Source organism: Phytobacter sp. V91, assembly GCF_965644225.1.
GTDB lineage: Bacteria > Pseudomonadota > Gammaproteobacteria > Enterobacterales > Enterobacteriaceae > CBFFRJ01.
In genome coordinates this window covers 1-19,799 of the sequence record NZ_CBFFRJ010000028.1, presented here as the reverse complement: position 1 = coordinate 19,799, position 19,799 = coordinate 1, and the positions used below count along the sequence as shown (strand labels likewise).

The 19,799-nt window shown below is 52.0% G+C and carries 19 protein-coding genes and 2 pseudogenes; 13 read left to right on the top strand and 8 right to left on the bottom strand.

From position 1 onward, the window contains the following. Nucleotides 1-64 precede the first annotated feature (64 nt). The 5 genes and pseudogenes from cor (at nucleotide 65) to ACSZO4_RS07900 (ending at nucleotide 5,035) form a co-directional block, all read left to right on the top strand. Nucleotides 65-301 (top strand): phage exclusion lipoprotein Cor, encoded by a 237-nt coding sequence (gene cor, locus ACSZO4_RS07920; RefSeq protein WP_437888340.1) that lies wholly within the window; start codon nucleotides 65-67, stop codon nucleotides 299-301. Nucleotides 302-358: 57 nt separating this feature from the next. Beyond that, nucleotides 359-2,815 (top strand): pyocin knob domain-containing S74 family peptidase, encoded by a 2,457-nt coding sequence (locus tag ACSZO4_RS07915; RefSeq protein WP_437888339.1) that lies wholly within the window; start codon nucleotides 359-361, stop codon nucleotides 2,813-2,815. Nucleotides 2,816-2,958: 143 nt separating this feature from the next. Further along, a pseudogene (locus ACSZO4_RS07910) lies at nucleotides 2,959-3,126 on the top strand (NADP-dependent isocitrate dehydrogenase); the annotation flags it as partial. A gap of 380 nt (nucleotides 3,127-3,506) precedes the next feature. Then, nucleotides 3,507-3,689 carry a hypothetical protein gene (locus tag ACSZO4_RS07905; RefSeq protein WP_437888338.1) on the top strand — a complete coding sequence of 61 codons (183 nt, stop codon included), beginning with the start codon at nucleotides 3,507-3,509 and terminating at the stop codon, nucleotides 3,687-3,689. 479 nt (nucleotides 3,690-4,168) lie between these two features. Next, a complete protein-coding gene (locus tag ACSZO4_RS07900; RefSeq protein WP_437888337.1) occupies nucleotides 4,169-5,035 on the top strand; it encodes a glycosyltransferase family 32 protein in 867 nt (288 codons plus the stop codon). Nucleotides 5,036-5,326: 291 nt separating this feature from the next. Here the strand turns inward: ACSZO4_RS07900 and ACSZO4_RS07895 are convergent, their stop codons facing one another. Together ACSZO4_RS07895 and ACSZO4_RS07890 are read right to left on the bottom strand one after the other, a co-directional pair. After that, nucleotides 5,327-7,150 carry a sensor domain-containing phosphodiesterase gene (locus tag ACSZO4_RS07895; RefSeq protein WP_437888336.1) on the bottom strand — a complete coding sequence of 608 codons (1,824 nt, stop codon included), beginning with the start codon at nucleotides 7,148-7,150 and terminating at the stop codon, nucleotides 5,327-5,329. Between the two features lie 279 nt (nucleotides 7,151-7,429). After that, a complete protein-coding gene (locus ACSZO4_RS07890; protein ID WP_437888335.1) occupies nucleotides 7,430-8,458 on the bottom strand; it encodes a GGDEF domain-containing protein in 1,029 nt (342 codons plus the stop codon). A gap of 321 nt (nucleotides 8,459-8,779) precedes the next feature. On the opposite strand from ACSZO4_RS07890, the gene ACSZO4_RS07885 reads away from it, so the two are divergent. Further along, the gene (locus ACSZO4_RS07885) at nucleotides 8,780-9,022 is read left to right on the top strand and encodes a putative hemolysin (RefSeq protein WP_437888334.1); all 243 of its coding nucleotides are present in this window, start codon (nucleotides 8,780-8,782) and stop codon (nucleotides 9,020-9,022) included. 78 nt (nucleotides 9,023-9,100) lie between these two features. Next, nucleotides 9,101-9,406: a hypothetical protein gene (locus ACSZO4_RS07880; RefSeq protein ID WP_437888333.1), complete on the top strand. Its 306-nt coding sequence runs from the start codon at nucleotides 9,101-9,103 to the stop codon at nucleotides 9,404-9,406. 1 nt (nucleotide 9,407) lies between these two features. Here ACSZO4_RS07880 and ACSZO4_RS07875 read toward each other — a convergent pair whose 3' ends face one another. Further along, nucleotides 9,408-9,752 (bottom strand): DUF488 domain-containing protein, encoded by a 345-nt coding sequence (locus ACSZO4_RS07875; protein ID WP_437888332.1) that lies wholly within the window; start codon nucleotides 9,750-9,752, stop codon nucleotides 9,408-9,410. Beyond that, a complete protein-coding gene (locus ACSZO4_RS07870; RefSeq protein ID WP_437888331.1) occupies nucleotides 9,727-10,242 on the bottom strand; it encodes a DUF523 domain-containing protein in 516 nt (171 codons plus the stop codon). Before ACSZO4_RS07870 ends, ACSZO4_RS07875 begins: the two co-directional genes overlap by 26 nt. A 162-nt stretch (nucleotides 10,243-10,404) precedes the next feature. Between ACSZO4_RS07870 and ACSZO4_RS07865 the strand changes: the two genes are divergently transcribed. Beyond that, the gene (locus ACSZO4_RS07865) at nucleotides 10,405-11,112 is read left to right on the top strand and encodes a CTP synthase C-terminal region-related (seleno)protein (RefSeq protein ID WP_437888330.1); all 708 of its coding nucleotides are present in this window, start codon (nucleotides 10,405-10,407) and stop codon (nucleotides 11,110-11,112) included. A gap of 29 nt (nucleotides 11,113-11,141) precedes the next feature. Here ACSZO4_RS07865 and ACSZO4_RS07860 read toward each other — a convergent pair whose 3' ends face one another. Continuing rightward, on the bottom strand, nucleotides 11,142-12,329 hold the full coding sequence (locus ACSZO4_RS07860; RefSeq protein WP_437888329.1) for a CynX/NimT family MFS transporter: 1,188 nt from the start codon (nucleotides 12,327-12,329) through the stop codon (nucleotides 11,142-11,144). Between the two features lie 99 nt (nucleotides 12,330-12,428). Here ACSZO4_RS07860 and ACSZO4_RS07855 point away from each other — a divergent pair, with 99 nt between their 5' ends. The 5 genes from ACSZO4_RS07855 to ACSZO4_RS07835 all read left to right on the top strand — a co-directional run bounded on the left by ACSZO4_RS07855 (nucleotide 12,429) and on the right by ACSZO4_RS07835 (nucleotide 16,503). After that, nucleotides 12,429-13,214 (top strand): AraC family transcriptional regulator, encoded by a 786-nt coding sequence (locus ACSZO4_RS07855; RefSeq protein WP_437888328.1) that lies wholly within the window; start codon nucleotides 12,429-12,431, stop codon nucleotides 13,212-13,214. A 204-nt stretch (nucleotides 13,215-13,418) separates the two neighbouring features. Next, a complete protein-coding gene (locus ACSZO4_RS07850) occupies nucleotides 13,419-14,243 on the top strand; it encodes an ABC transporter substrate-binding protein (protein ID WP_437888327.1) in 825 nt (274 codons plus the stop codon). A gap of 1 nt (nucleotide 14,244) precedes the next feature. Then, nucleotides 14,245-15,066, top strand: coding sequence for an amino acid ABC transporter ATP-binding protein (locus tag ACSZO4_RS07845; RefSeq protein ID WP_437888326.1), 822 nt, complete (start codon nucleotides 14,245-14,247; stop codon nucleotides 15,064-15,066). Next, nucleotides 15,066-15,821 (top strand): amino acid ABC transporter permease, encoded by a 756-nt coding sequence (locus ACSZO4_RS07840; RefSeq protein ID WP_437888325.1) that lies wholly within the window; start codon nucleotides 15,066-15,068, stop codon nucleotides 15,819-15,821. Before ACSZO4_RS07845 ends, ACSZO4_RS07840 begins: the two co-directional genes overlap by 1 nt. Beyond that, complete coding sequence (locus ACSZO4_RS07835) at nucleotides 15,811-16,503, top strand: amino acid ABC transporter permease (protein ID WP_437888324.1); 693 nt, start codon at nucleotides 15,811-15,813, stop codon at nucleotides 16,501-16,503. Before ACSZO4_RS07840 ends, ACSZO4_RS07835 begins: the two co-directional genes overlap by 11 nt. Here ACSZO4_RS07835 and ACSZO4_RS07830 read toward each other — a convergent pair. The 3 genes and pseudogenes from ACSZO4_RS07830 to ACSZO4_RS07820 form a co-directional block, all read right to left on the bottom strand. Next, nucleotides 16,486-16,932 carry a DUF441 domain-containing protein gene (locus tag ACSZO4_RS07830; protein ID WP_437888323.1) on the bottom strand — a complete coding sequence of 149 codons (447 nt, stop codon included), beginning with the start codon at nucleotides 16,930-16,932 and terminating at the stop codon, nucleotides 16,486-16,488. The two genes, ACSZO4_RS07835 and ACSZO4_RS07830, sit on opposite strands and share 18 nt — an antisense overlap. 112 nt (nucleotides 16,933-17,044) lie before the next feature. After that, nucleotides 17,045-19,084: a glycoside hydrolase family 31 protein gene (locus ACSZO4_RS07825; protein ID WP_437888322.1), complete on the bottom strand. Its 2,040-nt coding sequence runs from the start codon at nucleotides 19,082-19,084 to the stop codon at nucleotides 17,045-17,047. Nucleotides 19,085-19,100: 16 nt separating this feature from the next. Further along, a pseudogene (locus ACSZO4_RS07820) lies at nucleotides 19,101-19,723 on the bottom strand (MFS transporter); the annotation flags it as partial. Between the last annotated feature and the right edge of the window lie 76 nt (nucleotides 19,724-19,799).

Here is a 19,799-nt window from a genome sequence, read left to right as displayed (position 1 = left end):
TCAATTTTATTGAATATTCCATGCGAGGTAATTTAACTGAGTTATTATCTCCGGGAATATGACGATGAAAAAACTATTGTTTGTCATCTTTGTTTCATGCTTTTTATCTGCATGCACTGGCTCTCTTATTGAAAAGCAACAGCCAGTCTGTCAGGCGACAGCCATGCTTGGCGGCCAGCCCCAGTCTGTTCAAATTTATGGGGTTCGCACTGTAGCTAACCAGGTCGAATTCAGGGCCGGTTATCCCTTTAACTGGCGATGGGTGAATAAAAACAACTTCACGTCGTCCACCTGTAAATAATACAAACCAATCCACTCAAACCCGCTTCGGCGGGTTTTTTTTTCGTCTGGAGAAAATATGTCAGCAGGCACAATCAGATTAACCAACGGCTCAACTGCGGTTGTTGGTACCAGCACTACATTTACCTCAGACCTGAAATCAGGCGACGTCATTTCGACAACTATCGGTGGCGTTCCCTATACGCTGTTTGTTGATACCGTCACGAGCAATACCGCTGCAACGCTGACTGATGCATTCACCGGGCCAACGACTACCGGGGCGGCGTATGTTGCCGTTCCGCAGCAAACACTGAACCGCATCACTGCCGCGCTGGCTGCTCAAACCGCTGAAGCGGTACGCCGTATGCTCCAGGAAAACGCCAACTGGCAGGCATTTTATGCCGGGTCTGGTGATATCACTGTCACGCTACCTGACGGCACGCCAACCGGTCGGCAGGTCCAGGGGCCATCATGGGCAAAGATGATGAGCACTATTGGTTCTCCGCGTCAGTTTCGCGGTGACCTGGGTACAGCCGATTTAAATACCATTGATGGTTCTGTGGATGGTGACTATAACCAGCCCCGTAACGCCAATGCCACGACGGCACGAAATTACCCTATCAATGTCGCTGGCTCATTGCAGGTATACAGCACCAACGCAAACAACCTGAAATCCTGCGTTCAGGAGTACAGAGTGTGGGACAGGTCAGCCACTTACGTGCGTGTTGGGACCAGCACCGCGGCAGGGGTGGTAACGTGGACCATATGGGTAGATGTGGCAGTTGGGGTATTCAGGTCCACCCTCGCAACGTCAACGACTGATATCAACACTTTCACTACTGAAGCCAGTTTCGGGGTTGTCCGTGTTACTTCTGCTAACGGTACTCTTGCTCTGGGGTGGCCTTATGATGGCTTTGCAGGGAAGGTCACTACGGAACAAGGCTACGGGTCCGGTGCTCAGCAAACCGCCGTGTCTAACTATGGAAATCAGTACAATCGCTATCTATCCAGTGCGACCACGTGGGGTCCGTGGGTTAAACAGGACATACTGGCTGCGCCAAATTTTTATGTAGGGAATGCGGATACCTTACTTGATGATGGTGACTATCCGACAAACAACTCCACCAGTGGACTCCCGGACCCCGCTTTATTTGGTGGAACAACACCACCAAATAACTGTCGCCTGGTGGTTCGCACACTGAGATCAAACACATCAATCACCCAGGAATGGACCGTTTACGGAACCAGCGCGATTCATAACGGCCGCAAATTCCACCGCGAAAAATACTCAACCGCTGCCTGGAGCGCATGGAAGGAGGTAATTGACTCAGCCAGTCTACCCCTTTTGTACGGTATTGGCGCAACAGTACTGACGACCCTTACTGCTTTCGACTGGCAGAACTTCGACTTTTCAACCGGGTTAACGTATCTGACCAGTACCAGCAACATGACAAATGCACCGACAGATCTGACGTATAACGCAGGGACGGGGTTACATATTCGAGTAGTTGGTATTGCTTCGAGTGGAACCCGAATCTCATTAGAGGTAACGCCTGATACGGCATCCACTGCGAATTATTCCATTTTTGAAGTTCTTTCTGTTGGTGCAAAAGGCTCCAGGGTTTTCACCGTACGCAAGGTTTACACCTCAGCGGATACTGTTCCCATTGCCAACGGCGGAACTGGTGGAACCACGCCAGCAACGGCTCGCACGGCGCTGGGACTTGGGGGAGCAGCAACCCTCGATGTGGGTATCGCAGCCGGGACAGTAGCGGCAGGAAATGACTCAAGGCTTGTCGGCGCTCTGCAATCAGGAAGTACAGCTAACGTTTCATCAATAGAAATAAGCTCAGCTCAGCCATTTATAGACTTCCACCACGGAAGTTCTACGTCAGACTTCACAAGCAGGCTGATAACATTTAACGCATCTGGTGGTTTGTCTGTTGTTGGTCTTGGTGCTGGTAATGGCAGATTTATGGTTGAGGGTGGTTACATTAGTCGTCGTGGTATTGCTGGTGTAACAAATACTAACGCATGGAACTACTACTGGCAGAGCGCCAACCTTGAGGTTTGGGTTGATGGTTCGAATGTCGGACTAATGCAAATGCAATCAACCTCTGATAAAGAGTTGAAAAAGGATATCACCTACCAGTCAAGCAAAGGTGCGCTTGCTGAGGTTAATGCATGGATGCCTGCAACGTTCAGATACAAGGCGCGCGGCATTATTCCTGAGTCACGCGAGACACTTGGCTTTATCGCTAACGATGTGATCCTGGTTTCACCGGAGTGTGTAACGGGTAAAGGTCTTCAGCCTGACTGGGATGAAAACAACCCCGACTCGCCTTACACGCTTGACACAACTGCAATGCTGGCAAAAGCCGTGATGGCTATTCAGGAACTGAAATGTGAGGTTGATTCACTGAAGCAGGCGCTGGCGTCTGCTGGTTCGAAAAATGATGCTGATGATGCTGAAGAGGTAGCGGCTGAGCCAGTTGATGCACCTGCCGCTGAAGAAAATCCGTCAGAACTTAACTGACATATTGGGCAAAAAACGGTTATCAAAACTCAAAAACAATGATGAGAAATCATAAGGTTAGAAATGGTATGAAAATCATCAGAAGGTGGCTAAAAATCAAAGAAAACCCAAACTTATCAATAGGTAAAATAATTTCCGTATAAATACTGCTGCGTCATCTGCAATGGTTCGAAGCCGCAGACCTTATCGTCAAAGGCGTTGAAGGTGCGATCGCGGCCAAAACCGTGACCTACGATTTCGAACGTCTGATGGACGGCGCTAAGCTGCTGAAATGTTCAGAGTTTGGTGACGCGATCATCAGCAATATGTAATCCGATTTCTGGGTTGCAACAACGGGAGCCTGATGGTTCCCGTTTTTTATTATTAGCATTGAGTGGTTATCCGTAATAGATATTACTCATCATATCTTGCACTGTTATCAAAAATTATGATGTAACAAGTTTATCCCGCAGTCTTAATATTTTTCTCTCGAACAGTGTATAAATTAGATACGAGCTTGTGAGCGTTATCGTAAAGAACAGAAGCCACTGAGAAAAACATTCAATATATGTCTGTGGTGCCGCCAAAAATGTGGGCAAAGCTAGGGGGCTGGCTTAGTGCTACTGAGAAGCGATAGTGAGACGTAACTCCAGGTTCAACGCCGTGTGGCAGTCTACTATATAGGAATCTATGTGTACCGCCGGAGGGGACAATGAACTGGATATTTTATCTGGGGCGCTGGTATCAAATCAGCCCTGTCTTACTCAGTGGTGATTACAAACTGTCGATTCCCGGCGAGCGCGGCAATATCATTTTGACGCGCAAAGAGCTCGAACGGGCGAGTCGCGCATTTTTTGGCCTTTCTCCTCCAGCTCATCTGTTTGTCACGCGCTGAAAAACGCCCGCTGAATCTTAGACTCAGCAGGCGTTGAGTGGGTTGCCTGGTAAAAAACAATTCAATAGTCGTTATCTATATCCTGGATGGATGAACGGGAAATGAGAAACGCAACAGCGTTCACGGCAAGAATGCCAGCTACAGTCAGAGTAATCATAGACCTTATCCCCGCAGATTCAGCGTGCTATCACGCTTGTTTTGATTATCGACCGCGCCTGACTAAACTCCAGATCGCTGCATCACACTTTTTCAGCGATTATTAAGAACTGCGTGTAATCTCCCAATATATAAATAAATTTCGGCGTTTTTTAAGCTTCACCTGAAACCTTATGCAAAAATCGATGTCAATTTATTTGGCTCTATCTATTATAGAGACAACCATAGGTCAAATTTCTGGGGTACTTCATGCTGATGTCATCATGTATGGGTAAATTGACCTGATAAAAATAAGATTTTTTGCTGAACATAATGAAGTGATAATGCCAGGATTAATGATGAGCTACATACCTAAGAAAATTCATCAGATATACACCAAAGGTGCAGGAGCGCTACCGGCTGACATTCATGCTTCCATTACTGAATTAAGAAAGCGAAATCCTGACTGGGAATATTATTTCTACGATGATAGTCGCATCATTGACTATCTCACGAGAAACTATGAGCCTGAAATGCTCGAGCTCTATTCTAATATCAATCCGCGCTATGGTGCTGCCCGGGCTGATTTTTTCCGTTACCTGCTGATGTATAAAGAGGGTGGCGTCTATTTAGACATCAAAAGCTCGTGCACCCAGCCATTGAATGAGGTGATTCCTGTCCACTGTAAAATAATGGTCTGTAACTGGGATAATCAACAGAATGGTTGCGATGGCGAAATGGGTAAGCACGAGGCATTACGCTTTCTTAAAAATGGCGAATATCAGCAATGGAACATCATTGCCGCTCCAGAGTCCCCTTATCTTAAAGCAGTCATTGATGAAGTTGTTACGCGCTTGAAAAAGTACAAACCCTGGCGCTACGGTGTTGGCATGCGAGGTGTCCTGCATACAACAGGCCCGGTACCTTTTTCTCTGGGGATTGAGAAAATCGAGAAATGTGCGGGTTTTCATCATAAAGAAAACCATCGTCATGCCGGGCTGGTTTACCGCAATGTGTCATCACAGGTTATGAAGACTATCAGCCGTGACCACTACAGCAGGCTCAGGGAACCGGTCGTTTTATTGCAGGGGAAGGATAAGTTTTACTATCAAATCTGGCTGTATGGTGTTTTTCCATTCTGGCGTTTGCGCAAAAATACCATCAATGAAGCCAGAAAAGTCATTAATAAATTAAAGTCACTGACCGCGTGAAGAAGAGAATATATTGAGGAAAACAGGAATGAAAAATTGGCAGTTTCGACACCAAAACTGCCCGGAATTCAGTAAATAATATTGAAGCGTATATCCATCACTTGTGCACTTTATAGCCGTATTCAGCGTAAGGTTCCAATGGAATTTTTATCGACAAAGGATTGATAAAATTGATGAGCAGATTATTAATTCATCTTCACATTTTTTGCTAACCAATAATACCCGCCAAAACAAAACGCCGCACGGTGTTAACCGTGCGGCGTTGTATTACCGATCCTCATTCTCTGGTGGTCAGGATCCGTATTGATGTTGATCCACGCTGATACGGGACAGAACACGATAGGGCTTACTGTCCGCCAGCCAGACAGGTATTTCATCGGCTGGAATGGGTTTTGAGAAATAATAACCCTGGGCCTCATCACAGCCATATTCGTTAAGCATATGCGCGGTTTCCTGGTTTTCGACACCTTCAGCCAGTACCACGTAATGTAACTCTTTGAGCATCATTATCACATTGCGGGCGATAATTCGGCTGCCTGTATCGGTGGTTATCTGGCTGATTAGCGAACGATCCAGCTTAATCACATCAATGGGAATTCGGCGCAGATAGCTGATATTACTGTACCCCGCGCCAAAGTCATCAAGCAGGATCTGGAAACCTAACAACTTGAGTCTGTCCAGCTCCTCAAGGGCAAGATCGCTTTCAAGCACTTTTTCCGTTTCAAGACACTCAATACGCACGTCTGCCGGGTATAACCCTGCGCCAAGAACATTGCGCTCCAGATCATCAGCAAAGCCGGGGCGCGAAAAATCACTGACGGTGACGTTGATAGAGATAGGGATCTTAATCCCAACCGAGCGCCATAACTTCAGTTGCGCAATCACGGTGCCGATCACCCATTGCGTAATTTCGGGCATCAGGCTGGTCTTTTCTGCCAGCGTAACAATCGTGGTCGGCGAAACATTTCCCAACTGCGGATGACGCCAGCGTAACAGCGCCTCAACGCCCTCTGTTTTCCCTGACTGGAGAGACACCTTGGGTTGATAGACCAGATAAAGCTGGTTTTTTGCTTTTATCGCCTCACTCAAATCGTATAAGAGCTTGAAGTCCTTATTTCTTTTGTGGTCAAGAATGGGGTTGAATTGCAGTACCGGAATATCCTGGCGAATGGATTCGTGCAATGCGCTGATTGCCTGGCGAACAATTTCGTGGGCATCGTCTTCCAGGGGGGAGAATTTCACATAGCCGGTATGTATCGTCAGCGTAATATCAATATCCTGCGCCATCTGTGCCTGGGTTCCCGGCAGGGTTTCTGCACGTTTTACAAGCGTTAAGGCCTGTTCAATATCGACCAGTACGGCGAAACGTGCGGGGGCGAAGGAATAAAGCGGAGTGCGTTCTTTGAGCCGCAGCCGCAGGCGTAGCAGGGGAATAAAATTACGTAGCATCGTGTCGACCGCATGCAGCCCGAGATAACGGGTGAGCTCATAGGCTCTGGGCATATCAATGCAGTCAAAGATAACCAGACCGTAAGTCCGGCGATCCCTGTTCAGGGTTTTTTGCTCCATCTCACGGATCAGGAACTGACGATTAGGCAGCCCGGTCAAAGTATCAACCCGGCCAATCGAGTAGCGGGCTTCAAGATAAACCGCCGACAGCTCAGCGACCCGATTGAAACTTTCAATCTGTTGGCTGGTGGGGGTGAAAATGGAGGAGCTGCTGACGCAGAGCGTTCCCAGCACCATGCCCTCTTTGGTCATCATGGGGGCTGATGCATAGAACAAAATATCGCCATTTTTCACCAGGGGCTGATGTGAGAAGCGACTATCGAGCCGGGCATCCGGGCAGACGACAGTTTGCTCGCTGTCCCGGGAATACTGACACATGGTTTTTTCTATCGGGACTTTAAAATGTTCCAGCGGGACGTTTTTAACATATTTGATATATTGGTAATCATCATCAAATACGGTTATGAAACATCCTTCGACACCCATCACCTCACAAGCGAGGCAGGCATATTCAGTGAGGGCAGCGTCACGGGTTTTATCTTCTTTGCGCAATAATTCCAGTGCCGCAAGCCGTTTACTTTCGCTTTTTTTAAGTCCTGTGAACATCGCAAGCTCCTGCTCAGATAAATGAGACTAATGGGGTCTGCCCAGCCAACAGCATCATCGGTCCGCATGAAATCTGCCATAAGCGTTAAGTTTAGCTCATCGATTACCACCAGCCGAGTTGAGTGCCAGCCACAGCAATAATTGCCACGATAAGCATGATTATGGTCGTTTTTTTCACTAAGACACTCCTTGCTAGCACTCTTACGAACGCCAGACTTATATAAATTAAATAGAAGAAGATGAGATAATTCTCAAGCTCAAAAAGCTATTTTGATGCGATTAATTGAGGCGAATAAAGGGTTGCTTCTCTTTTCCTTTTTTATCCTGATACATAGCCTGGTCGGCAATTTGTAATGCGCTGTCAGCGTCAATTTCATCAGGATTAATTTCCACTACACCAATACTTGCGCCGGGATAAAATATCCGGGCAGAACCCAGTTGATATTCCCCGGTAAGGCAATGCTGTAAATTTTGCTTAAGGTAAATTAATCTTTCAGGTTGTGTCTGATTAATCGGACTGCCCGGGCAGGCGATTAAAAACTCATCACCGCCAAGGCGACCAACAACATCATCCCGTCCGCAACCGTCGAGTAAACGACGACCTGTCTGGATAAGAAACTGGTCGCCAGATTCATGGCCAAGCTCATCGTTTATTTTTTTGAAATTATCAAGGTCAATAAACCCGATAACAATATGGATATTCAGATGCCGGGCGAGGGAGAACAGGGTCATCAGATTATCAAAAATGGCGCGACGATTGGGCAGGCCGGTAAGCGCATCGGTATATGAGTGGGCAATCAGCGCGGCATTGGCTTCACGCAGCTGATTAACCAGATAATCTTTTTCAATGGACTGGGCAATAAGCCCCGCAAACAGACGTAGCACCTGTTCGCCACGCACGCTTAACGTATGGGTATCCGAACTGGCGGCGCACAGAGTGCCATAAAGTGAACCATCGGCAAGATGTACGGGAGTGCTTAAATAGCTGGTAATACCGAGAGCTGTTGCGGCTTCACAGTCCGCCCAGTGTGTGGCCACCTGGTTGCTGAAATAACATCCATCATCCAGCGCGCGTTTACAAAGGCTGTCCCCCCACGGCAGGGAAAAACCTTCAGGAATATCGAGTTGTTTGCTATTTCTGGCATACAAAATGTGCTGATAACGACCATCATCGTCAATCCTGGTCAGATACGTCGATTCCATTTCGGTCACCACCTCCAGCATTTCAAGGAGTTGGCGTACCAGACTTTCAACGGATTGATCTTTGGAGAGAGTTTCGGAAACTCGGGCCAGGATGAAATCGGACATTACGCTCGTTTACCTCTGTCGACTGCGCTTCAATGCACTGATTGCTGAAAATTTAAACCGCCATATTAAAGCATGGCTACACTACATTTCATATATCGGCGTCAACAGACGGGGAGTTTAGGAGATAACGAATAAAAAAAAGCCCCGTTGATGAAGCGGGGCAAAAACTCATTGATTACGGAATGATGTTCTCTGGTCATGGGTGAGAACGAGGTAAATATATCGGGTAAAAGTGGCGTAAAGATGGAGAAACCATGGAGATGTCACCGGCAAGGAGATAAGCTAAATTTTCAGGTAATTATTTCATAATGGAAGATTTTTATGCGCAAAACATTGCTGGTTTTTATTGTCACGCTGACCGCCTGTGCTTCATCAAAGGATGCTCCACCGCCGCCTAAGACAGGAATGGCGAACCCGGCGGCTGTCTATTGCCTGCAAAAAGGGGGCGAACGTGTGCCGGTACAAAGCCCGCAGGGCGTAAGGACAGAATGTAAACTTCCCGGCGGGGAGGTTGTTGATGAATGGGAATTATGGCGACGTGACCATCCACAATCTGGCTCGTGACACCGACTCCCGCGCCAGGTTACACTTGTGATTAAGATTTATCCTAATATCCCAGTGTTAATTTCGCGCGAGAAGAGTATGTTTCAGTTACGACCGGGTCACCTTGCCATGATTATTGGCGCTCAAACCCCCGCAGGCAGAGGAAATATTGGTAAAGCCGTTGAGTTGTTTGGGCTTTACCAGCCGGGCGAGACCTTCCTTAATCCAGTGAACGGCGTCATGACTCGTATGCCACTGACGCTGTCCCAGCCGCTCTGGCTGGTTACCGGCGAAGTGGTGGCCTTTGATGGTCAGTCGGGGTTTGCATTTGTGCGTGCCGGGCATCTGATGCCCCTGCAGCCTGAGAATCAGCCAGAAGAGCAGCGTCAGCGGGAAGCGTGCTGATTTACAGGGCGTTAAGCCAGTCGGCAAGCACCAGCGCATGATTTTGCTGAGCGTCCTTTGCTGCAAAGAGTAGCGTTACTCTCTGCTGTTTGCTGAGGGCCGCCAGCCGCAGGCCCTCCGCTTCTAGTTCCGCTAATTGCTGGCAGTAGCGCTGCCGGAAGGTCGCGAAATCTATCACTCCGGCGTGAAAATCTTTGCGCAGTTGCGTGGCTGGCGCGAGTGCTTTACACCATTCATTGCAGGCCAGAGATTCCTTTTTCACTCCACTGGGCCAGAGTTTGTCCACCAGTACCCGGTAACCATCGTCTGTTGAGGGCGCCTCATAGACTCGTTTGCACTGAATCATCTTCGTTATCCTTTTCGGCGATAAATGCAATCAATTGCGGCAGTTGTTGATGAGAAAATACCCGGATGCCGTGGGCCTCAAGCAATGCCGCCGCCACACCCATCCCCCTGATTTGCCTGCCGCTGAACGTGCCATCATAGATGCGCTGACTACCGCAGGTCGGGCTACCGTCAGTCAGTAGCGCCGCGCAACACTGTTCTCGCTGTGCGGTCTCCAGTGCCAGCCAGGCAGCCAGTTGATAATGCGCTGTCACATCCTGACCGTTATCCTCCACAATTCGCGCCCTGTTCCGCATCACATCGTCACCACGGCCATCAACGATTTCCGCCGCAGCGCGCGGCGTCGCCAGACCTGCGGCAAGCTCCGGGCAATGAATGACCAGCCGTTGCTCATGCTGCCAGCGTGCCAGCGTCAGCGATGCCTTTTCGCTGCCGTTGTAGCGAACTTTAAACCCCATCAGGCAGGCGCTCACCAGAATTTTGTTTTGCATTATTGTGTTTACCTGCACGCTGTTGTTTTACTGCACGCTATTTTCACCGCCAGGCAATGAATTACGAACTACCTGCTTTAAGATATTGTGATAAAGGCAAAAGATCGTTAATGTGAGCTTCCTTATGTTGTCTGTTATCTGCATGAACGTAAGGAACCCACCATGACCCACATTCCCGTTAAAGATACGCTGCGCATTGCGCTGGTTGGCGATCATAACCACGATGTCGTCGCACATCAGGCGATCCCTCTGGCTATCGATGACGCTGCTGCCGTCCTTGAGCTTACCGCAGATTACGACTGGCTGGCGACCACTGACATTGCCTCTGGCGACGACCTTATCGGTTACGATGCCATCTGGGTTGTGCCCGCCAGCCCCTATAAAAACCCCGAAGGCGCTTTTATTGCCATCCAGTACGCGCGGGAAAATGCCATTCCCTTTCTCGGCACATGTGGCGGATTCCAGCATGCGATTATTGAATATGCCCGCAATGTGCTGGGCTTCAGGGATGCTGCACATCAGGAAACAGACAACCAGGGCCGGATGGTGGTTGTGCCGTTGAGTTGCGCTCTTATTGATCAAACGGCAACCATCGAGTTACGCCCCAATACGTTGATTGCTAAAGCTTACGGCCAGGATACGATCGTTGAAGGCTATCGCTGCAGCTACGGCATTGCGGACGATTTCGTGGCGGAGCTTGAAAAAAGCGATCTGCGCGTGACCGGCTGGGATGAAGAAGGGGAAATCCGGGCGGTTGAACTGGTGAGTCATCCTTTCTTCGTTGCCACCTTGTTCCAGCATGAACGTAATGCCCTTGCAGGTCGTCCGGTGCCGCTGGTACAGGCGATGCTGCGCGCAGCTTACGATTAGTCTAATTCAGGCCCTGCGGGGCCTGTTCTTTATTTTCTGACGGTCTCTCGTTCCCGACCGGCCAGGGCGCCAGACAGCGCCATCACCACCGATAACAACGCGCAGGCGATAAGCGGGATGTGCCAGTTACCGCTGGCATCATGGATGCTGCCCATCAGCGGCGGCCCGCAGGCGGCAAGCAGGTAACCGACTGACTGCGCCATACCGGATAGCGCCGCGGCCTGATGCGCAGAGCCTGCGCGTAAACCAATAAAGGTTAACCCGAGGATCATGGTGCCGCCGGAGCCAAAGCCGAACATCAGCGTCCACAGCATGGACTCCGCGGGCCAGAGGACGAAACCTGCTGAACTGATGGCGCACAATAAGGCAATGATAACGGCCAGTCCACGCGGATCGCGCAGGCGATGCAGAATGAGCGGAATAAGGATCCCCGGCGACGCGGTTGCCAGTTGCAGCAAACCATGCAGCGAACCGGCTTCCACTTCGCTATAGCCGTAGCTGAGCAAAATAGCCGGCAGCCAGCCAATCACCACGTAATAAATGAGCGAGTTTATCCCCAGAAACAGCGTCAGTTGCCAGGCCAGCGCTGAGCGCCAGATCCCCCGATTCTGGCTGACAGGCGAGGCGCTTATGCTGGCAGGTTGTCTGTTTTTGAGCTGCGGCATCCACAGCAACAACGCGAGAAGCGGAAACACCGCCAGCATCAGCAATGCGCCGTGCCAGCCAGCGCGGGTCATCGCCAGAGGGACAATTAATGCCGATCCCAGCGCCGCGGCAGCGCCCATGGTCAATGAATAGGCGCCGGTCAGTCTGGCGACCTGATGGGAAAAATCACGTTTGATTATCCCAGGGAGCAATACGTTTCCTAAGGCAATACCGCAGCCAATGATCGCCGTCCCGCTGAACAGCAGGATGGGAGAGGGGAATGAGCGGATGGCGATACCCAGGCAAATAATCAGCATGGCGGCAAACAGACTGCGCTCCATTCCCATGCGCCGGGCAACGCCTGCCGCCAGAGGGGAGATAAGCGCGAACGCCAGCAGAGGCAGAGTGGTCAACATACCGGTTTGCGCGGTGGTTAAACCATAGTCCCCACGTATTGCATCAAGCAGCGGGGCGGCGCCGGTAAAGGTGACGCGCAGAGTAGTGGCAATCATCAGGATGCCTGCAATCAGCAACCATCCTTGCCTTGCGCGCGAAGTGATAGCAGTGGTCATTGTAATCTCAGGAAAAATAACAGAAGAGTACCTTAGCGCTTTTTGTCCCTGTTTGAATCAAGCTAAAATGACACTTTATCGCTAAATTCGGACATTCTTATGCATGGTCTCGGGCTGGATGGCTTTAACCCGGACAGCCAGCAGGAATCGGCGCTGGCGTTCGGCATCACCGTCGAAGCGGATGAGCAGCAAATTCCGGCGCATAGCCACCGTAAAGGGCAGCTGATCCTCGCCTTAAGCGGGGCTATCACCAGCGAGGTGGAAAATGCGCGCTGGATGGTGCCGCCGCACCACGCGGTGTGGTTGCCGGGCATGGTCCCCCACAGCAACCATGCCACGCCGGGGGCGCAGCTCTACTTTTTGTTTGTGGAGCAAGAAAGAGTCAACATGCCGGAAAGTTGCTGCACGCTGAAGATTTCACCCCTGGTACGGGAGCTTATCATGACGCTCTCCACCCGCAGCTTTCGCGAGCGCCAGCAACCCGCCACGCAGCGCCTGATTGCGGTGCTTTTTGATGAGCTGCCGCGACAGCCGCAAATGCAACTACAGCTGCCTGTTTCACCGCACCCTAAAATTCGCCAGATGGTTGACACCATGGTACAACGGCCTGCGCAATGGCAAACCCTTACGCAGTGGGCGCAAATATTTGCGATGAGCGAGCGCAATCTGGCACGGCTGGTGGTGAAAGAGACCGGCCTGAGCTTTCGTCGCTGGCGACACCAGCTTCAGCTTATTCTGGCGCTCAGACTGTTGATCGGCGGGGAATCAGTACAAAACGTGGCCCAGTCACTGGGCTATGAATCCACTACTGCCTTTATCACGATGTTTAAGAAAGGGCTGGGGCAGACGCCGGGGCGGTATCTGGCGACACTGGGGGCAGGTTAAATATTTTATGCTGCTAATTCCCTTTATTAGCTGTGGGATTAGCAGGGGTTAACTGGCGACCCGATGATAATAAGCAGTTTGTATGGCGGTTATCCTTTTAATAACTTTTTCAGATAATAAATGCACTTTTTGATATTTGTCTGATGATTACGGTTATGTGACTTTAGCCATGAATCTTACTAAAAACAGGGCGTAAGGATTAGCATGGCAACCACAGCACAAAACAAAAAAATCGGTGCGCTGACCGCACTGGCACTGCTCTCTACTTTTTCATTTGCCGCTCACGCTGACAAACTGGCCGATATCAAAGCGGCTGGCGTGGTGAAAGTGGCCACCTTTGATGCCAACCCGCCGTTTGGCGCAATTGACCCGCAGAGCCACGAAATTGTTGGTTATGACGTTGATTTTGCTAAAGCGCTGGCAAAAAGCCTTGGCGTGAAGCTGGAGCTGATTGCGACCAACCCGGCGAACCGTATTCCGTTGCTGCAATCCGGCAAAGTGGATCTGATCGTGGCGGATATCACCATTACCCCGGAACGTGCGCAGGTGATTGATTTCTCCACCCCGTACTTTGTCACCGGGCAGCAGTTCCTTGTAGCTGCCAGCGGTTCGGACAAACTCGACAGCTACAGCAAAGCCCGTATTGGCGCAGTAAAAGGCACTACCGGCGAGCAGGCGCTGCACCAGCGTTTCCCGCAGTCTCGCGTGCTGGCGTATGACGATATCCCGCTGGCGCTCACCGCGTTACGTAACGGCAACGTGCAGGCTATCACTCAGGACAGCACCATCCTTGCTGGTTTACTGGCGGAAGCGCCTGACAAAGCGAAGTTCAAAATTCTGCCGGATCTGCTCTCAAAAGAAGAGATTGGCGTGGGCGTCACTAAAGGCGAAACGGCGCTGCTTACTGCCGTCAATGAAGAACTGGTTAAGCTTGAGCAAAACGGTGAAGCCGCAAAAATCTACGACGTCTGGTTTGGTCCACAAACCAAAGCCCCGGCTCCGCGCAGCTTTAAAATAGAAGCGAAGTAATATGTTGGCAGGTCTAATTTCAACCTCCGCGGCGCAGGCCCCGGAGGTTTTTCCCGTGCAAAAAGGCACGGTGGAGTTTCGTGGGGCGAGCAAAAGCTATGGCAATAACCGGGTGTTAAACCAGGTTAACCTCCAGGTTGCTGCGGGTGAAGTTGTTGCCGTGTGCGGCCCCTCCGGATCCGGTAAATCGACGCTGATCCGCCTTATCAACCAACTGGAAACGCTGAGCGACGGCGAGATCCTGGTCGATGGCAAACCGACCCGTCAGCTTAAAGGCCGTGAACTGCGCAATTTACGCCGCCAGGTGGGGTTCGTCTTTCAGCAGTTCAATCTTTATGCGCATCTGAGCGCGCTGGAGAATATCACGCTGGCCTTAACCCGCATTCATGGCAAATCGGCAGCGCAGGCCCAGGCGATTGCGCTGGGTTTACTGGAACGGGTAGGGCTGAAGGACAAAGCCGGACACTATCCGGCGCAGCTCTCCGGCGGTCAGCAGCAACGCGTGGCGATTGCCCGAACACTGGCGGCGGAGCCCCATATCATTCTGTTTGATGAGCCAACCTCAGCGCTGGATCCGGAAATGATTGGCGAAGTGCTACAGGTGATGAAATCGCTGGCCCATAGCGGGATCACGTTGATTGTGGTGACTCATGAAATGCAGTTCGCCCGTGAGATTGCTGACCGGGTGGTCTTTATCGATGGGGGGGAAATCCTTGAACAGGCTACGCCAGAGGCGTTTTTCACCGCGCCTGAGCACCCTCGCGCCAGACGTTTTCTGCAAAAAGTCCTTAATCCGCTGCATGCGGATGGCAAGGAGTTGTAATGGGGATCCATCTGGACTGGGCTGGAGTGTTCAGCGGGCAGCCAGCACAATGGCTTGTCTCGGGCTTTTTAACCACCATCTGGGTGACGGTCGTCGGGGTACTGCTTGCGACCTTGCTGACCATTGTACTGCTGGCGTTGCGTCTTGCCGGAAGGCGAGCGGGCAAAATCGTGGTGGCAGGCTGGGTCTCGCTGTTTCGTAATACGCCGCTATTGGTGCAGATCCTGTTCTGGTATTTCGCTGCCTGGAATGTGCTACCAGAGGGATTTCGCCAGTACGTGAATGACGAACATAGCTTCAGTATTCTGCCCGGCGACGTCTGGTGGTTTACGCCGGAGTTTCTCTCCTCAGCCTGGGCGTTAGGGTTGTTTACCGCCGCTTTTCTGGTGGAAGAGATCCAGGCCGGACTGCATGCCGTACCTGGTGGGCAAATCGAAGCGGCGAAATCGCAGGGGTTCAGCGAGCTGGCGTTATTCCGCTGGGTGCTGCTGCCGCAGGGGCTGGAGAATGCCTGGCAGCCGGTGGTCGGACAGTACCTCAATCTGATGAAGCTCTCCTCCCTGGCAACCGGGATCGGTTTTGCGGAGCTGACTTACCAGACCCGCCAGATTGAGAGCTTTAATGCCCACGCGCTGGAGGCTTTTACCGTCGGTAGCGTGCTTTATCTCGCGCTCGGGCTGGTGATGAGCCTGCTGTTTAATCTCCCTCGCGGGTGGCGCGCCATGGCGCGAAAGGAGGCATCGCGTGATAGCTAATATTAAGGTCATTACGGATAACCTCAGCTATTTGCTGCTGGGGCGTGCTCTGCAAGGCGAACCCGGCGGCGTGCTGTTATCCCTGCTGATGACCCTGGGGGCGGCGGCGCTGGCGTTCCCCGGCGGTGTTATACTGGCCTGCTGCGCCTGGCGCTTTCAGGGCTGGCCGCGCAGGGTGCTTTTTGTCTGGGCGGAACTGATCCGCGGCATCCCGCTTATCTTTGTCATCTTCTGGATGTGGTTTTTGCTGCCCTGGCTGACAGGTACGGATTTACCGGGTGCGGTAACCGTCACTCTGGCGCTGGCGTGGTTTACCTCGGCGTCGGTGATGTATTCGACGCTGGCGGCGTTAAATGCCTTACCGAAGGGGCAATATGAGGCGGCGCTCAGTAGCGGATTTGTCAGCGCGCATATTCTGCGCCTGATCTTGTTACCTCAGGCGCTGCGCAATGCCATCCCGTCGTTTATCGGCCTGCTGATTGCCCTGCTAAAGGACACGTCGCTGGCGTTTATCGTCAATGTGCCGGAGCTGACCACCGTGGCCGGACAGGTGAATAACCGGGTACAGGTTTACCCGGCGGCGTTATTTATCTTCACCGGGCTGGTTTACTATCTGCTCTGTAGCTTACTGGAGCTGGGTGTTAAACGCTGGCAGCGTCGGCATTTACTGCCGACCAATTAGCAGCGACACCAGACCTGCCGCAATCAGTGGCCCGACCGGCACGCCCCGGAACAGGGCCACACCCAGTACTGTCCCCACCAGCAGCCCTGCCACCAGCGAGGGCTGCGAGCTCATCAGTGTGACGCCGCGGCCGCCCAGCCAGGAGACAAAAACCCCCACCGCAATCGCAATCAGCGATTTCCAGTTCAGAAAGGAGCTGATAAGCGTGGAAGGGGGTAATGTGCCGCTGGCAATCGGTGCCATCACCCCAATGGTCAGGATGACGATACCGAGGGTCAGCCCCTGCTTTTCGACCCACGGGAAGTAAGCGTTAAGCGGGGTGATGCGCACGATGATCAACACCATCACCGCGACGGCAACGGTCGTGTTGTGGCTAAAGAAGCTCAGCGCCACCAGCCCAAGAAGGATAAAAAGAGTTGTATCGAACATGGAGAGCGTTTCGTTCCTTGCCAAAAAAGTAAGCCTGCTTACAGTACTTTACGCGGATGCGCATTGATAAGCAGGCTTTTTATAACGAAACATCTATATTCAGGCAATTGCCTTAGCCATTAACTAACAGACCGACCAGCTCACTCCCTTCGCGGATGAACACCGGAATGGTCTCCAGCCCGGCGCTAACCTTAATGCGTTGCTGCCCCTGATAACGTTCACCGCTAAGCGCAACCCAGACATGGCTACCCGGCAGCCAGACTTCGCGCTCGCGCTCGCCGGCATGCAGCACCGGGGCCACCAGCAGATCGTCGCCGAACAGATACTGATCTTCCACCTGCCAGCTCTGAGTTTCGTGCGGATAGTGCCAGAACAAAGGACGCATCAGCGGATCCCCGTGCTGATGGGCGTTCGCAAACAACGCATCAATATACGGGCGCAGCTTCTCACGCACGGAAAGCCAGTGCTGCATGATGGCGTAATTCTCCTCGCCATAGCTCCAGAGTTCGTTCGCAGACCCGCTGTTGCACTGAGGAATACCATGGCGATAGCTTTCCGGCGGCTGGATCTGCGGCTCGCGATAACCGTGCATACGCAGCACCGGGCAGAATACCGCCCACTGGAACCAGCGGATCAGTAGCTCATGGAATGCCGGATCATTGACGTTGCCGCCCTGGAAACCACCTATGTCGGTAGTCCACCAGGGGATCCCTGCCAGCCCCATATTCAGGCCCGCCGCAAGCTGGTTACGGAAAGCATGGAATGAGGAGTGTACATCGCCGGACCAGGACAGGACGCCAAAACGCTGGCTGCCTGCCCAGGAGCAGCGTACCAGATTGACGATATCCTGTTCGCCACTGGCGCGAAGTCCCTCATAAAAACCCTGAGCAAAATCGCGGGGATACTGGTTTCCCACCTCCAGTACCGGACCGGCATGATAGCGATAGTTGTCGAAATCATAGGCGCGGTACTCCGGCTCTGCTTCGTCGAGCCAGAACAGTTTGATTCCGAGATCGTAATAGTTTTTCTTTACCGTCTCCCAGACAAATGCCCTGGCCTGCGGATGGGTGGCGTCAAAGAACGTGGTATTGCCCATAAAATCGAGGTTCACCTGCACGCCCCGCTCACTGGTGACTAACCAGCCTTTGGCTTTCATTACCGGGAACAATGGGCTGCGGGCTTCCACCGTTGGCCAGACGGATACCATCAGCTCAATACCGAGGGCGTTAAGCTCTGCGACCATCGCTTTGGGATCCGGCCAGTCAACCGGATCGAAACACCAGGTCCCCTGATTTGGCCAGTGGAAGAAATCGATAACCATGACCGAGAGCGGCAGATGGCGACGACGGTATTCACGGGCCACCTCCAGCACTTCCTGTTGGCTGCGGTAGCGTAACTTGCACTGCCATAAACCGCTGGTAAAGGCGGGAGCGGGCGGCGGTGTTCCAGTGGCTCTGGCATACTGGCGTGTAATGGCCTGGATGCTGTCAGCCGCGGTTATCCAGTAGTCCATTTCCTGCGTCACTTTCGCCTGCCACTGGGTATGATTTTTGGCAAAGCTGGCTTCGCCAATCGCCGGGTTGTTCCACAGCAGGCCGTAACCGAGGCTTGACTGCATAAAGGGCACGCTGGCCTGTGAATTACGTTGCGCCAGCTCCAGCACGCAGCCTTTAAGATCCAGCCAGGGTTGTTGGTACTGGCCCATGCCGTAAATACGTTCATCGGCGCGGGATTCAAAGCGCACGCTGAGCTGGTATTTGCCGCCCGGCAGGGGTTTAAACTCACGACCATCGAGTTTCAGGGCGCTGATATATTTGTCCTGGCTCTTTTCGCTGGCGCCAATGCCAACCGTTGAACGCTGACGCCACATCTCTTCCAGCAGTAGCTCACCGCGCTGATTGTAAAAAGCCAGCTGGCCTTTAAGGTTAAGCACGGCGGTAATATTGCCATTACGTAGCCTGAGTTGTTCCGGTTGCGCGCTTATCTGCGGCGAGCTTGCAACAGGCGCCAGCAAAGCATGCAGATTGTCGCTAAATGCAGGCGAGCAGGTGGCACGCACGCGCAGGCTGTTTTCGCCCCAGGGCTCAATGCGCAGGATCTGACGCTCAAAACGCCATTCAATGCTGTCGGGGTGTTGAATAAGTTCGCTCATGAGTAATACGTCCTTTTTACGAGAGACTGTGACGGGCAAGATTGATGGATTTCATGGTGCTGTCGTCGAGTTTGTACCACCGCAGGGTGGCAAAGGCCGCTAAAGAGAGCAGGCCAGGCACCACCGTAAACAGGGCGACGATGCAGTACATTGCGGTTGACGTCTGTTCCGGGGCGTTGGCGACATAGCCGCTCAGGCTCAGCGTCCAGCCGACGATGGCGCCGCTGATAGCCATCCCGAGTTTCAGTACCGCGAGGAAGGTGGAGAAAATCACCCCGTCCATCCGTTTTTCTGTAGCCATTCACCGTAATCGGCAACATCCGCCATCATCACCCACATCAGCGTGGTAGTGGACTGGTAAAGCGTTGAGACGATAAAGGTCAGCGGCACCAGCACGAAAATAGATTTTGGCGCGAAGAAGAGGGCGATACTGAGAACGCCGGCGAGCACCGAGCAGTAACCAAACATCTGCACTTTGCTGAAGTTTCGGGTCAGTCGTTTGGCCAACGCGCTGCCTGCTGCTTTACCCAGAATATGAGCGCCGAGCATCCACATAAAATAGCTGGCATTGCCTAAATAATAGGTGACGAAATACATCATGGCGCCAAGACGAATAACCCCAAAACCGATATTGGTAATGGAAGGTGCGATTTAATCGGTGGGGTTCAGTGGAGTCCTTATCTGTATTAGCCTTACCTTAGCTGAGCTGTATGAT

Excerpts from the sequence above, each read along its gene's own strand:
- cor (WP_437888340.1), top strand. The coding sequence starts at position 65 with ATGAAAAAACTATTGTTTGTCATCTTTGTTTCATGCTTTTTATCTGCA.
- ACSZO4_RS07915 (WP_437888339.1), top strand. The coding sequence starts at position 359 with ATGTCAGCAGGCACAATCAGATTAACCAACGGCTCAACTGCGGTTGTT.
- ACSZO4_RS07905 (WP_437888338.1), top strand. The coding sequence starts at position 3,507 with ATGAACTGGATATTTTATCTGGGGCGCTGGTATCAAATCAGCCCTGTC.
- ACSZO4_RS07900 (WP_437888337.1), top strand. The coding sequence starts at position 4,169 with ATGCCAGGATTAATGATGAGCTACATACCTAAGAAAATTCATCAGATA.
- ACSZO4_RS07895 (WP_437888336.1), bottom strand. The coding sequence starts at position 7,150 with ATGTTCACAGGACTTAAAAAAAGCGAAAGTAAACGGCTTGCGGCACTG.
- ACSZO4_RS07890 (WP_437888335.1), bottom strand. The coding sequence starts at position 8,458 with ATGTCCGATTTCATCCTGGCCCGAGTTTCCGAAACTCTCTCCAAAGAT.
- ACSZO4_RS07885 (WP_437888334.1), top strand. The coding sequence starts at position 8,780 with ATGCGCAAAACATTGCTGGTTTTTATTGTCACGCTGACCGCCTGTGCT.
- ACSZO4_RS07880 (WP_437888333.1), top strand. The coding sequence starts at position 9,101 with ATGTTTCAGTTACGACCGGGTCACCTTGCCATGATTATTGGCGCTCAA.
- ACSZO4_RS07875 (WP_437888332.1), bottom strand. The coding sequence starts at position 9,752 with ATGATTCAGTGCAAACGAGTCTATGAGGCGCCCTCAACAGACGATGGT.
- ACSZO4_RS07870 (WP_437888331.1), bottom strand. The coding sequence starts at position 10,242 with ATGCAAAACAAAATTCTGGTGAGCGCCTGCCTGATGGGGTTTAAAGTT.
- ACSZO4_RS07865 (WP_437888330.1), top strand. The coding sequence starts at position 10,405 with ATGACCCACATTCCCGTTAAAGATACGCTGCGCATTGCGCTGGTTGGC.
- ACSZO4_RS07860 (WP_437888329.1), bottom strand. The coding sequence starts at position 12,329 with ATGACCACTGCTATCACTTCGCGCGCAAGGCAAGGATGGTTGCTGATT.
- ACSZO4_RS07855 (WP_437888328.1), top strand. The coding sequence starts at position 12,429 with ATGCATGGTCTCGGGCTGGATGGCTTTAACCCGGACAGCCAGCAGGAA.
- ACSZO4_RS07850 (WP_437888327.1), top strand. The coding sequence starts at position 13,419 with ATGGCAACCACAGCACAAAACAAAAAAATCGGTGCGCTGACCGCACTG.
- ACSZO4_RS07845 (WP_437888326.1), top strand. The coding sequence starts at position 14,245 with ATGTTGGCAGGTCTAATTTCAACCTCCGCGGCGCAGGCCCCGGAGGTT.
- ACSZO4_RS07840 (WP_437888325.1), top strand. The coding sequence starts at position 15,066 with ATGGGGATCCATCTGGACTGGGCTGGAGTGTTCAGCGGGCAGCCAGCA.
- ACSZO4_RS07830 (WP_437888323.1), bottom strand. The coding sequence starts at position 16,932 with ATGTTCGATACAACTCTTTTTATCCTTCTTGGGCTGGTGGCGCTGAGC.
- ACSZO4_RS07825 (WP_437888322.1), bottom strand. The coding sequence starts at position 19,084 with ATGAGCGAACTTATTCAACACCCCGACAGCATTGAATGGCGTTTTGAG.